The organism is Paracoccus zhejiangensis, from assembly GCF_002847445.1.
GTDB lineage: Bacteria > Pseudomonadota > Alphaproteobacteria > Rhodobacterales > Rhodobacteraceae > Paracoccus > Paracoccus zhejiangensis.
In genome coordinates, this window is sequence record NZ_CP025430.1 from 2,508,324 (window position 1) to 2,520,664 (window position 12,341).

A 12,341-nucleotide genomic window follows, 5' to 3' on the forward strand; every position below is an offset into this window, starting at 1 on the left:
TTATAACCCCTCTTCCCCCAGCAGCACCCTGCCCTCGCGGCTTTCCACCTCGACGACCCAGAGGTCGGGATCATAGCCGCGCTGGCGGCGGATGGATTCGTCGATGGTGCGCTCGGGGGCGTCCTCGATCACCCTCCAGTCGCGGGTATCGGTCTCAAAGTCCCATTCGCGCGCCCAAAGCTGGGCGGTGCCGTCAAGCCGGGCGCATTTGACCAGCACGGCGCCGGCGGTGTCGTCGCCCCGGGCGAGGATATAGGCGGGGATGTTGTTCTGGCCGAGACGGGCGAGATAGGCCGAGACCCAGATGCCCGTCGCCAGCCTTGCCTCAGCCATCGCCGTCGCGGAAGTTGAGGCCCATCTCGTTGTAGCGCTCGGCCTCGTCCAGCCAGTTCTCGCGCACCTTCACCTGCAGGAACAGGTGGATCTTGCGGCCGGTGAATTCTTCCAGCTCGGCGCGGGCGGCGGTGCTGACGGCCTTGATCGTCTCGCCGCCCTTGCCAAGGACGATGCCCTTGTGGCCGGGGCGGGCGACATAGATCAGCTGGTCGATCCGGGCCGAACCGTCCTTGCGTTCTTCCCAGTTCTCGGTTTCGACCGTCAGCTGGTAGGGGATTTCCTCGTGCAGGCGCAGGGTCAGCTTTTCGCGGGTGATCTCGGCGGCGATCATGCGCATCGGCAGGTCGGCGATCTGGTCCTCGGGATAGAGCCAGGGACCAAGCGGCAGGGTCTGGGCCAGCCATTCGCCCAGATCGGCGGCGCCATGGCCGCGCTCGGCCGAGATCATGAAGGTATGGGCGAAGGGATATTCGGCATTGGCCTCGGCCGACAGCGCCAGCAGCGCCTCGGCCTTCACCCGGTCGATCTTGTTGATGACCAGGGCCACCGGGGCGCTGACCTTGTGTTCCTTCAGCGCGTCGATGATGGCGCGGACGCCGGGGGTCAGCCCGCGATGTGCCTCGACCAGCAGACAGACGATATCGGCATCCGAGGCCCCGCCCCAGGCGGCGGCGACCATCGAGCGGTCCAGCCGGCGGCGCGGGCGGAAGATGCCGGGCGTGTCGACAAAAACGATCTGCGCCTTGGCCTCGATGGCAATGCCGCGGATGCGGGCGCGGGTGGTCTGGACCTTGTGGGTCACGATCGAGACCTTGGCGCCGACCATGCGATTGAGCAGGGTCGACTTGCCGGCATTGGGTTCGCCGATCAGGGCGACGAAGCCGGCGCGGGTGTCGGTCGGCTGGTCTTCGGTCTTCATTTCTTCGGTCATGAACGGCCCTCCAGCCGGTCCAGCAGGGCCTGGGCGGCGGCCTGTTCGATGCTGCGTTTGGTACCCGCGCCCCGCGCCTCGGCGGTGCTGCCATCGGCAAGGCGGGCAGTGATGTGGAAAACCGGCGCGTGGTCGGGGCCATCGCGTCCGGTCTGTTCATATTCGGGGGGCGGCATCCCTTGGGCCTGCGCCCATTCCTGCAGCGCCGTCTTGGCGTCGCGCGGGTCGTCGGGCGTTGCGTCCATGTGTTCGGCCCAGAGCCGCAGGATCACCTCGCGCGCGGGTTCGAACCCGGCATCCAGATAGACGGCGGCCAGAACGGCCTCCATGCCATCGGCCAGCAGCGCCTCTTTCCGGCGACCGCCGGACAGCATTTCCGAGCGGCCGAGTTTCAGCACATCGCCCAGACCGATCTCGCGGGCCACGGCGGCGCAGGTCTCGCCCCGCACCAGCGCGTTGTAGCGCGGCGCCAATTGGCCCTCGGTCGCCTGCCGGTCGGCGCTGAACAGCGCCTCGGCCATGACGAGGCCCAGCACCCGGTCGCCCAGAAACTCCAGCCGCTGGTTGTCGGGGCGCGTGGCCGTGGCGATCGAGCCATGGGTCAGCGCGCGGATAAGCAGATCCGGCCGGCTGAACTCGTGCCCCAGCCGGGTCATGAAGGCGCGGATATCGGCGCCGGGTTTCACTCGACCGCCTTGAAGAAGCGGTCGGCGCGCCAGGTCCAGAAGTAGAGGAGCGAGCGGCCGGCCGAGGAGAACATGATCCGGTCGGCGCGGCCGATCAGGTATTCCGCCGGCACGAAGCCAAGCCCGCCGGTCACCGGCGAGAAGCGCGAATCCTCGGAATTGTCGCGGTTGTCGCCCATGAAGAAATATTCGCCCTCGGGCACGGTGAAGACCGGCGTGTCATCGGCCACCCAGCCATCGAGGATGTTCAGCACGTCATGGCTTTTGCCGCCGGGCAGCGTCTCGGTGAAACGCTGCTTGATGCATTCGCCGCCTTCCGGGACGGGATCATTGACGCAGCGCGGGATCAGCCCCTGCGGGCCCTGCTGAGCCTTGATCTCGACGAAATCGCTGGCGGGTTCGGTCGGCACCGGCTCGCCGTTCAGGATCAGCTTGCCACCCGTCACTTGCACGGTGTCGCCGGGCAGGCCGATGACGCGCTTGATGAAATCGACATTGCGGGTCGGGTGGCGGAAGACCACGACATCGCCACGCTCTGGGTCGGAGCCGAGGATGCGGCCCGAGATCGGGCACATCGAGAAGGGGCAGGAATGTTGCGAATAGCCATAGGCCATCTTGTTGACGAACAGGAAATCCCCGATCAGCAGCGTGTCCTTCATCGAGCCCGAGGGAATCCAGAAGGGCTGGAAGAACAGCGTGCGGAAGATGCCCGCGATGACCAGCGCCCAGAAGATCGTCTTGACGGTCTCCCAGATGCCTTCCTTCTTGCGGACGGTGCTGTCTGCCATGATGCCTTGATCCTTAGGTTCTGCGCGTGGCGCGTTCATGGTCCCGCGCGGGGGGCGAGTCAAGCTGGACGGGCTATGCCGGCGCGTTCGGGCGGGCCTCGATGACCACGAAGGCCTGCGCCCAGGGGTGATCGTCGGTCAGGGTGACATGGACGATGGCCTCATGCCCGGGGGGCGTCATCTCGGCCAGACGCTCGGCCGCCCATCCGGTCAGATGCATGACTGGCTGGCCGGTGCGCAGGTTGCTGACCGCCATATCGCGCCACGAGATGCCCATCGCAAGCCCGGTGCCAAGCGCCTTGGAACAGGCTTCCTTGGCTGCCCAACGTTTCGCCAGCGTCCCCGCCTCGTCCTTGCGACGCGCGGCCTTCGCCAGCTCGGTCTCGGTGAAGACGCGGTTGCGGAAGCGGTCGCCAAAGCGGTCGAGCGTGCCCTGGATGCGCTCGATATTCGCAAGGTCTGTGCCGATGCCGAGGATCATGATCCGGCGATGTCCACAGTGATCACCGGCGCGCCTCGTCCATGCGGCGGCGCATTTCCTCGATGGCGGGGCCAAGGCCGATGAAAACCGACTCGGCGATGAGGAAATGGCCGATGTTCAGCTCCATGATCTCGGGGATGGCGGCGATGGGGCCGACCGTGTCGAAGGTCAGCCCGTGGCCGGCATGGACCTCGAGCCCGAGGCTTGCGGCCAGCGCCGCGCCCTCGCGCAGGCCGGCCAGCTCGGCATCACGCTCGTCCATGCGGCCCTCGGTGTCATAGTCGCAATAGGCACCGGTATGCAGTTCCACCACGGCGGCACCGATGCGGGCGGCGGCCTCGATTTGGCGGGGGCTGTGGCCGATGAACAGCGAGACGCGGCTGCCGGCATCGCGCAGCGGCGCGATGTAATGGGCCAGTGCGTTTTCGTTGCCGGCCACGTCCAGCCCGCCTTCGGTGGTGCGTTCCTCGCGCTTTTCCGGCACGAGGCAGACGGCATGGGGGCGGTGACGCAGCGCGATGGTCTGCATCTCGGCGGTCGCCGCCATCTCTAGGTTCAGGGGCAGGCGCAACCCGTCCATCAGCGCGTCGATATCGGCATCCGAGATATGGCGGCGATCCTCGCGCAGATGGGCGGTGATGCCATCGGCCCCGGCCTCCTCGGCAATCCGGGCGGCGCGCAGCGGGTCGGGCCAGGGGGTGCCGCGGGCGTTGCGGATGGTGGCGACGTGGTCGATATTCACACCGAGACGCAGCATGGTGGTCCTTTCTCGCGGGCCTTTCAGACGGTTGCGGTGGAAGTGTAGCCGCGCACCGGGCCAGATGCCAGTTCACTGGCGACGACCCACCAGTCGGGACGGGCCAGCGCACGGGCCGCGCGGGCGGCACTGTCGGCATCGTCGAAGAGTCCGAAGCAGGTGGCACCGGAGCCGGACATGCGGGAAAGCCGCGCGCCCTGCCCCTCGAGCGCCGTAAGCACCTCCGAAATGGCCGGGGCAAGGGAGATGGCAGCGGGCTGCAGGTCGTTGCGGGTCTTCCCGAGCCAGCCAATCAGGCTATCGGCATCATGCCAGTCCGGTTCTGGCATGGGGGAATTGTCGCGTCGCTGTAGCGCCTTGAACACGGCGGGCGTCGACAGCGGGATGCCGGGATTGACCAGCACGATCGGCAGGGCCGGAACCTCCGGCACCGGGTCCAGCCGCTCGCCCACGCCGCGCATCCGGGCGGGCTGGCCGGCAAGGCAGACGGGAATGTCAGCACCAAGGGCGGCAGGATCGGCGGGCAGCGCATGGCCCTGTGCTGCCAAGGCCCGCATCACCGCCGCCGCATCGGCGGAGCCGCCGCCAATGCCCGAGGCGACCGGCAGGTTCTTCGTCAGGTGAATCCGCGCCCCGGTCCCCATCGTCCGCGCGGCGCGCAGGCACAGATTGTCGGCACCCACAGGTACATCGCCGGCGAAGGGGCCATCGACGGTCAGCGCGCTGGCACCCGGCACCACCTCGACCGCATCGCCATGGCGGGCAAAGACCACCAGCGAATCGAGCAGGTGATAGCCATCGGCGCGCCGGCCGGTGACATGCAGCGCCAGGTTCAGCTTGGCCGGGGCCGGCTGGATCATTCGCTTTGCGTCGCCGTGCCGTTTTCGGCCGTGGTTGGCGTCACCGGCGCATGCGAGGGTCCGGCACCTTCTTCGGCCATCACCGCATCAAGGCCGCGTTCCAGCTTGGCCTTGATCCGCTCGGGATCGACGTCATCCTCGGTCTCGGTCGGTTTCAGCGACAGGGCGCGGCGCCATTGCACCTCGGCCTCGCGCTTGCGGCCGACCATCCAGTAGACATCGCCCAGATGGTCATTGACCAGCGGATCGGCCGACATGCTGCGGGCGGCCAGCTCCATCGGCTCGACCGCATCCTGGTAACGGCCGAGACGGAAATAGGCCCAGGCCAGCGAGTCCTGAATATAACCGTCGTCAGGCGACAGCTCGACCGCCTTCTGGATCAGCTTCAGCGCCTCGTCCAGATTCTCGCCCCGGTCGATCCAGCTGTAACCCAGATAGTTCAAGAGGCTCGGCTGGTCGGGACGGATCTCGAGCGCGGCCTTCAGATCGGCCTCGGCGCGGTCGAACTGGCCCGAGCGCTCCAGCGCGATCCCGCGGGCATAAAGGGGGAACCAGCGCTGATCGCCCTGATCCTCGGGGATCAGCGACAGCGCCTTGTCATAGGCGGGCACGGCGGCGGAAAACTTGTCCTGCTGGCGCAGCAGATCACCCTGCGCGATCCAGGCCTGCGGTAGATCGGGCTGGGCCGCCGTCAGGGCGAGCGCAGCCTTTTCGGCCTCGTCGAACCGCTCGGCGCGCGACAGCGAGTCGATGCGCGACAGCTCGGCCACGGGGCGTACCTGCCCCAGACGCCGCAATGCCTCGAACTCGGCCTCGGCCAGATCATATTGCTGGTGCATCTGCAGGATCTGCGCCGTGACCAGCCGCGCCTCGCCCAGTTCCGGGGCAACCCAGCTGGCCAGGCGGGCATGGATCAGCGCCAGCGGCTCGGGCTCGGGGCTGCTGGCCAGCGCGGTGGCGAAGGTCAGGAAGACCTGCGCAATGCCGTCGCGCGGCGACTTGACCACGTCGAAGGTCACATCCTCGCCGGCATCGAGCCGGTTGCGCAGATCGACAACCTGCGGCTCGGACGCGCCGGCGGGCACACCATCGAGCAGCGCCAGCGCCTCGTCGCGCCGGTCAAGCTGGGCCAGAACCTGCGCGCGGGCCAGAACGCCCATCAGGTGGCTGTCGGCGCCATCGCGCGACAGAAGCTCATTGGCGCCCTCGTAATCGCCGGCCAGCGCGCGGGCCATGGCCAGCTGGTAATCCAGCATTCCGGCGGCACCCGGCACCTTGGCCATGGCGGCGAAATCGGCCAGCGCCTCTGTGGCATTGCCCGCGCCCAGCTTGGCCCAAGCCGCCAGCATCCCGTCGAGCAGGTTGTTGCCCTGCGGGCCACCTTCGGCTCCTTCAGAATTATTGCGGGCGATCTCGGCCAGAAGCCCATCCCAATCTTCGGCCTGCGCATAATGGGCGCGCAGCACCAGCCCGGCCAGTTCCGTACCGTCCTTGCCGTCGCTCGTCATCTGCTGGGCCAGTTCCAGCGCCCCGTCCATCTGCCCGGCCGAGATCATCGAGACCAGTGCGCTGTCCTGCAGGAAGGGATCGCCGGGATCATGGGCAATGGCCTGCTTGAAATAGCGCGCGGCAACGATGAAATCATTTTCCACGACAGCGATGCGGGCGGCCAGGTAGGGGCCGGCAAGCCCCATCGTCAGCGGTGCGGGCGGCAGGTCGGGTTCGGCAGGAGCCTCGTCTACCGGCCCCACGGCTTCCTCGACCGGGGCCTCCGGCCCGGCTTCGGGTGCCGGGGCGTCTTCATCCTCGGCCTCAGGGTTTGCGTCCTGCGAAGTCGCGGGCGCCTGCAAGTTGTCGGGACGCGGCGGCGGCGGGGCGTCCTGCGCCTGAACCGCACCCGACATCAACGCGAGCAGCGCCGTCGCCAGCCCCAGCTTGTGGAGAGAAAAGGTCAAGGTCACCGTCCCGTTCGCGCAAAATTGTCTTGGCGCAGCCTAGCGGCGCTGCGGGCAAGGGGCAACGCCGCCCTGCCCGCCGATTCGATCACATATTCGGGTAATTCGGCCCGTCTCCGCCCTGCGGCGTCGTCCAGTTGATGTTCTGCGACGGATCCTTGATGTCGCAGGTCTTGCAATGGACGCAGTTCTGGAAGTTGATCTGGAACTTCGGCCCGTTCTCGCCCTGCAGCACCTCGTAGACGCCGGCCGGGCAATAGCGCTGCGCCGGCTCGTCATATTCGGGCAGGTTCACCGAGATCGGGATCGAGGGATCCTTGAGCTTCAGGTGGCAGGGCTGGCTTTCCTCGTGGTTGGTAAAGCTGAAGGACACGTTGGTCAGCCGGTCGAAGCTCAGCTTGCCATCCGGGCGCGGATAGTCGATCGCGGCGAAATCCTTGGCCTTGCCGGTGGCGGCGGCGTCGGTCTTGCCGTGTTTCCACGTCCCCAGCGGGTTCCAGCCGGTCAGGTTCGACACCCACATGTCAAAGCCACCCAGCGCGAGGCTGGGCCAGAGACCCAGTTTCGACCAGATCGGCTTGACGTTGCGCACCGGCTTCAGGTCCTTGGCGATCGGACCGCTGCGCACGTCGGCATCGTAATCCGCCAGCCGGTCACCCTCGCGGCCCGCCGCAATGGCTTTCGCGGCGGCCTCGGCGGCGGCGATGCCCGAGAGCATGGCGTTATGGTTGCCCTTGATCCGCGGCACGTTCACCAGGCCGGCCGAGCAGCCCAGAAGCACGCCGCCGTCGAAGCTGAGTTCCGGGATCGACTGCCAGCCGCCCTCGCTGATGGCGCGGGCGCCGTAAGCCACGCGCTTGCCGCCCTCCAGCAGCTCCGCGACCATCGGGTGATGCTTGAAGCGCTGAAACTCCATGTAGGGATAGAGATGCGGGTTCTGGTAGTTCAGGTGCACCACGAAGCCCACCAGAACCTGATTGTTCTCAAGGTGATAGATGAAGCTGCCGCCGCCGGCGTTCTTGCCAAGCGGCCAGCCCATGGTGTGGACGACCCGGCCCTGCTTGAACTTCTCGGGCTTGATCTCCCAGATTTCCTTCATGCCGAGACCGAATTTCTGCGGGTCATGGCCGTCGGACAGGTTCAGCTTGTTGATGATCTCTTTCGCGAGGCTGCCGCGCACGCCCTCGGCGATGAAGACATATTTGCCCAGAAGCTCCATCCCCGGCTCGTAGCCGTCGCCGATGCTGCCATCGGGGTTGCGCCCGAACTCGCCCGCCACGACACCCTTCACCCGGTTGCCGTCCCAGACGATCTGGCTGGCGGCCATGCCGGGGAAGATCTCGACGCCAAGCGCCTCAGCCTGTTCGGCCAGCCAGCGGCAGACATTGCCCATGCTGACGATGTACTTGCCGTGGTTCGACATCAACGGCGGCATCGGCCAGTTCGGCACGCGCATCTGCCCGGCTTCGCCCAGCACATAGAAATTGTCGTCGGTCACCTCGGTGGAAATCGGCGCGCCCTGCGCCTTCCAGTCGGGGATCAGCCGATCAAGACCCGAGGTGTCCAGCACCGCGCCCGAGAGGATATGCGCGCCGATCTCGGACCCCTTTTCCAGCACGACGACATTCAGGTCGGGATCGATCTGTTTCAGCCGGATGGCCGCCGACAGGCCCGATGGCCCGCCGCCAACGATCACGACGTCATATTCCATCGACTCGCGGGTGATCTGGGTCTCGTCAGTCATGCTTGGCTCTCTCCCCTCAGATTTGCTGGGAACAGCCCTAGCGTGCTCGAAAGCCGGGGGCAATCATGACGCAAAGACCCATAGGGCCAAAAGATGCCGATTGAAGGTCTGCGCGCTTGCATTCGGCCCGGTCTTGGTTGCAGGGTGTCCCGAGATACATCGCCCCTGCCATCCTCATTGGCGGGGGCGTTCAATTACTATTTGACCCCTTCTGTCGATTGGAATGTTGCGATGGAAAAAGTACCGATGACCCGGAATGGCCATCAGGCGCTGGACAAGGAACTGGCCCAGCTGAAAAGCGAAGAACGGCCGGCAGTGATCCGGGCCATCGCCGAGGCGCGCGAGCATGGCGACCTTTCGGAGAATGCCGAATACCACGCCGCACGCGAGAAGCAGGGCTTCATCGAGGGCCGTATCAAGGAGCTTGAAGGGCTCTTGTCGCGGGCCGAGGTGATCGACACTTCGAAACTGTCCGGCTCGATCAAGTTCGGCGCCATCATCGCCATCGTCGACGAGGATACGGACGAGGAAAAGACCTACCAGATCGTCGGCGAACCCGAGGCCGATATCGAGCGGGGATTGCTGAACATCCGCTCGCCGCTGGCCCGCGCCCTGATCGGCAAGGACGAGGGCGACAGCGTCGATGTCGTCACCCCCGGCGGCCAGAAAAGCTATGAGATCCTGTCGATCCGCTACGAGTAAGCCATGACCCTGCGGCAGAGGATAGGCGCTGCCCTTGGCAGCGACGAGGCGGTCACCATCGGCGCGATCCTGACGGCCATCTGGCTGGTGCTGACCGGCGGGTTCTGGCTGTTCGGACCCGAGGCCGAGGGTCAGGTCAGCGGGCTGATGCGGCTGGCCACGGTGCTGGCGGTGCTGTTGCCGGTGGCGCTGATCTGGATGGCGGTGGGGCTGGCCAGCGCAATTGCCGGCCTGCGCGCCGAGGCGGCAGAACTGCGGCTGCGGCTTGGGCAGATGCGCGAGGCGGCGGCGCGGGGCGGCGTGGTACTGCCGGCAGCGGCACCGCTGCAGACGCCGCGCGCCAATCCGCAACCTGCGCAACCACGCGCGGCATCTGCCCCGACACCTGCACGCGCATCCGCCCCCGCCAGCGATGGCCGGCAGACGGCGATGCGCTTTGACGCGCCGGCCTCGGTCGCGGTCGATTCGGATGACCTGATCCGCGCGCTGAACTTTCCCGAGGGGCCGGATGACGTCGAAACCATCGCCGCCTTGCGCGCCGCGCTGAAGGACCACGAGACCTCGCGGGTCATCCGCTCGGCCCAGGACGTGGTGACGCTTCTGTCGGAAAACGGCCTCTACATGGACAGCCTCAGCCCCGATGCGCCGCGCCCTGACCTGTGGCGACGCTTTGCCGAGGGGATGCGCGGCGATGCCATGCAGGACATGGCGGGCATCCATGACGAGGACGCGCTGGCCCTGACCGTCGCCATGCTGAAGGGCGATGAGATCTTTCGCGACACCGCGCATCACTTCCTGCGCCATTTCGACCTGATGCTGACCCGCATCGGCGGCCATCTGGACGATACCCAATTGCGCCGGCTGGCCGATACCCGGTCGGCCCGCGCCTTCATGCTGCTGGGACGTGCCGCGAATGTCTTCGCCTGACTGGATCGCCCTCGACTGGGGCAGCACCAACCTGCGCGCCCATGCGATGCAGGGCACGACCATCCTGGCCGAGGCCAGCGGCCCCGGCGCCGCCAGCCTGCCCGACGCGATGGCCTTCGAATTCGCGCTGTTGGGCGTTGTCGGCGATTGGCTCTCTGACGCAGCCATGCCGATGCTGGCCTGCGGCATGGTCGGCAGCCGTCAGGGCTGGATCGAGGCGCCCTATCTGCCGACCCCCTCGGCACCGCTGGACCCGTCTGCAATGGTGCGCGCACCGGCCCGCGATCCGCGCATCGATCTGCGCATCCTGCCCGGCATGCGTCAGGCCAGCCCGGCCGATGTGATGCGCGGCGAGGAAACCCAGATCGCCGGGCTTCTGGCGCTGCACCCCGATTTCGATGGCGTCGTGGCCCTGCCCGGCACCCATAACAAATGGGCGCGGATCAGTGCGGGCGAGGTGGTGGGCTTCCAGACCGCGATGACGGGCGAGCTGTTCCAGCTGCTGTCGACGCAATCGGTGCTGCGGCATGGGATGGGCGAGGGCTGGGACGAGGCCGCCTTTGAGGCCGGCGTGACGGAGGGCCGGCGCGATGCCGAGCGGCTGATGGCGCGGCTGTTCACGCTCAGGGCCGAGGGGCTGGCGGGCGAGCTGTCGCCCGATGCCGCCCGGTCGCGGCTGTCGGGCCTGCTGATCGGGGCGGAACTGGCGGCCATGCGCGGCTGGTGGCTGGGGCAGGATGTGGCGCTGATCGGCGCGCCGACGCTGACCGCGCGCTATGCGGCAGCGCTGGCGCTGCAGGGGAACGAGGCACGTCAGCATGACGGCGGGGCGATGTCCCTGGCCGGACTGACCAAGGCAAGGACAGAGGACAGATCATGACAAATCCGACCGGCGGTCGCGCCATCGTTGCCATCCTGCGCGGCCTCACCCCCGCCGAGGCGCTGCCCGTGGCTGACGCGCTTATCCGCGCCGGCGTCAGCCTGATCGAGGTGCCATTGAACTCGCCCGACCCGCTGGACAGCATCGCGGCGATCCAGAAGGCACACGGGCATCACGCGCTGATCGGCGCCGGCACGGTGCTGACGCCCTCGCAGGTGGTCGCCATCGGCGCGACCGGGGCACGGCTGATCGTGTCGCCGAACTGCGACCCGGCAGTGATCGCGGCGACGAAATCGGCGGGGATGCTGTCCTATCCCGGCGTGATGACCCCGACCGAGGCTTTCGCGGCCCTGAAGGCCGGGGCCGATGCGCTGAAGCTGTTCCCGGGCGAGCTGGTCGGACCCATGGGCCTGAAGGCCATGGCCGCCGTGCTGCCGAAAGAGGTGCCGCTTTACGCCGTGGGCGGGGTCTCGGCCGCGAACATGGCCGACTGGCGCGCGGCGGGGGCCACGGGCTTCGGCATCGGCTCGTCGCTCTACAAGCCCGGTGACAGCGCCGAGGTGGTGGCGCGGAAGGCGGCAGATCTGGTCGCGGCCTATGACGCGGCCCTTGGCTGATCCTGCGCCCACGCTGCACCGGCAGTTCGCCGACCCCGACCTCGCGCGGCAGCTTCTGCCCCATGCCTTCGACCGGCGCGACGGCGCCCATGACGAGGCACATCTGCTGCGGGTCTGGCGCAATGCGGAACGGATCGCGGCGGTGGAGGGTGGCGACCTTCGCCTGTTGCAGGCGGCGGCGATCCTTCATGACTGCGTCTGGGTCGACAAGGCTTCGCCCGAGCGCAAGCTGGCCTCGCGGCTGGCGGCGGATCGGGCGGTGGAGCTGCTGGAAGGGTTCGGCTGGCAGCAAGAGGACATCGCGGCGGTGGCCCATGCCATCCATGCCCACAGCTTTTCCGCCGGGATCACGCCCGAGACGCTGGAGGCGCGGATCCTGCAGGATGCCGACCGGCTGGACGCGATCGGGCTGATCGGGGTGGCCCGTTGCTTCTACGTCGCCGGGCTGGGCCAGCGGGCGCTCTATGACCCGCAGGACCCGGCAGCCGAGGGGCGCCCGCTGGATGATGCGGCTTTCGCGCTGGATCATTTCCAGACCAAGCTTCTCGGTCTGGCCGAGGGCTTCCAGACCGCGACCGGCAGGGCGCTGGCCAAGGATCGCGACGCCAGCCTGCGCCGGTTCCATGACGCGTTTCTGGCCGAACTGGGCTGATTCCCGGCTGACAGGACCGCCCGCC

The 12,341-nt window shown here is 67.5% G+C and carries 14 protein-coding genes; 5 read left to right on the top strand and 9 right to left on the bottom strand.

The window, feature by feature from the left end; genetic code table 11:
* The 9 genes from CX676_RS12120 to CX676_RS12160 form a co-directional block, all read right to left on the bottom strand.
* Nucleotides 1-333, bottom strand: a complete 333-nt coding sequence (locus tag CX676_RS12120) for a DUF1491 family protein (RefSeq protein WP_101752851.1) — start codon at nucleotides 331-333, stop codon at nucleotides 1-3.
* Nucleotides 326-1,267, bottom strand: coding sequence for a GTPase Era (gene era, locus CX676_RS12125; protein ID WP_232816439.1), 942 nt, complete (start codon nucleotides 1,265-1,267; stop codon nucleotides 326-328). Before era ends, CX676_RS12120 begins: the two co-directional genes overlap by 8 nt.
* A complete protein-coding gene (rnc, locus tag CX676_RS12130; protein ID WP_101752852.1) occupies nucleotides 1,264-1,953 on the bottom strand; it encodes a ribonuclease III in 690 nt (229 codons plus the stop codon). The genes era and rnc overlap by 4 nt, the downstream gene beginning before the upstream one ends.
* Nucleotides 1,950-2,741 (bottom strand): signal peptidase I, encoded by a 792-nt coding sequence (gene lepB, locus CX676_RS12135; protein ID WP_101752853.1) that lies wholly within the window; start codon nucleotides 2,739-2,741, stop codon nucleotides 1,950-1,952. The genes rnc and lepB overlap by 4 nt, the downstream gene beginning before the upstream one ends.
* A 73-nt stretch (nucleotides 2,742-2,814) precedes the next feature.
* Complete coding sequence (gene acpS / locus CX676_RS12140) at nucleotides 2,815-3,222, bottom strand: holo-ACP synthase (RefSeq protein ID WP_101752854.1); 408 nt, start codon at nucleotides 3,220-3,222, stop codon at nucleotides 2,815-2,817.
* 22 nt (nucleotides 3,223-3,244) lie between these two features.
* Nucleotides 3,245-3,979: a pyridoxine 5'-phosphate synthase gene (locus tag CX676_RS12145; RefSeq protein WP_101752855.1), complete on the bottom strand. Its 735-nt coding sequence runs from the start codon at nucleotides 3,977-3,979 to the stop codon at nucleotides 3,245-3,247.
* 23 nt (nucleotides 3,980-4,002) lie between these two features.
* On the bottom strand, nucleotides 4,003-4,839 hold the full coding sequence (locus CX676_RS12150) for a 4-(cytidine 5'-diphospho)-2-C-methyl-D-erythritol kinase (RefSeq protein WP_101752856.1): 837 nt from the start codon (nucleotides 4,837-4,839) through the stop codon (nucleotides 4,003-4,005).
* The gene (locus tag CX676_RS12155; protein WP_232816440.1) at nucleotides 4,836-6,794 is read right to left on the bottom strand and encodes a tetratricopeptide repeat protein; all 1,959 of its coding nucleotides are present in this window, start codon (nucleotides 6,792-6,794) and stop codon (nucleotides 4,836-4,838) included. The genes CX676_RS12150 and CX676_RS12155 overlap by 4 nt, the downstream gene beginning before the upstream one ends.
* An 88-nt stretch (nucleotides 6,795-6,882) precedes the next feature.
* The gene (locus CX676_RS12160; protein ID WP_101752857.1) at nucleotides 6,883-8,538 is read right to left on the bottom strand and encodes an electron transfer flavoprotein-ubiquinone oxidoreductase; all 1,656 of its coding nucleotides are present in this window, start codon (nucleotides 8,536-8,538) and stop codon (nucleotides 6,883-6,885) included.
* Between the two features lie 231 nt (nucleotides 8,539-8,769).
* Between CX676_RS12160 and greA the strand changes: the two genes are divergently transcribed.
* From greA to CX676_RS12185, 5 genes are read left to right on the top strand one after another with little or no spacing between them, the layout of a single operon-like run.
* Nucleotides 8,770-9,240: a transcription elongation factor GreA gene (gene greA / locus CX676_RS12165; protein WP_101752858.1), complete on the top strand. Its 471-nt coding sequence runs from the start codon at nucleotides 8,770-8,772 to the stop codon at nucleotides 9,238-9,240.
* A gap of 3 nt (nucleotides 9,241-9,243) precedes the next feature.
* Nucleotides 9,244-10,167 carry a hypothetical protein gene (locus tag CX676_RS12170; RefSeq protein ID WP_101752859.1) on the top strand — a complete coding sequence of 308 codons (924 nt, stop codon included), beginning with the start codon at nucleotides 9,244-9,246 and terminating at the stop codon, nucleotides 10,165-10,167.
* Nucleotides 10,154-11,047 carry a 2-dehydro-3-deoxygalactonokinase gene (locus CX676_RS12175; RefSeq protein WP_101752860.1) on the top strand — a complete coding sequence of 298 codons (894 nt, stop codon included), beginning with the start codon at nucleotides 10,154-10,156 and terminating at the stop codon, nucleotides 11,045-11,047. Before CX676_RS12170 ends, CX676_RS12175 begins: the two co-directional genes overlap by 14 nt.
* Nucleotides 11,044-11,664 (top strand): 2-dehydro-3-deoxy-6-phosphogalactonate aldolase, encoded by a 621-nt coding sequence (locus CX676_RS12180; RefSeq protein ID WP_101752861.1) that lies wholly within the window; start codon nucleotides 11,044-11,046, stop codon nucleotides 11,662-11,664. Before CX676_RS12175 ends, CX676_RS12180 begins: the two co-directional genes overlap by 4 nt.
* Nucleotides 11,657-12,316, top strand: a complete 660-nt coding sequence (locus CX676_RS12185; RefSeq protein ID WP_198590187.1) for an HD domain-containing protein — start codon at nucleotides 11,657-11,659, stop codon at nucleotides 12,314-12,316. The genes CX676_RS12180 and CX676_RS12185 overlap by 8 nt, the downstream gene beginning before the upstream one ends.
* Nucleotides 12,317-12,341: the final 25 nt, after the last annotated feature.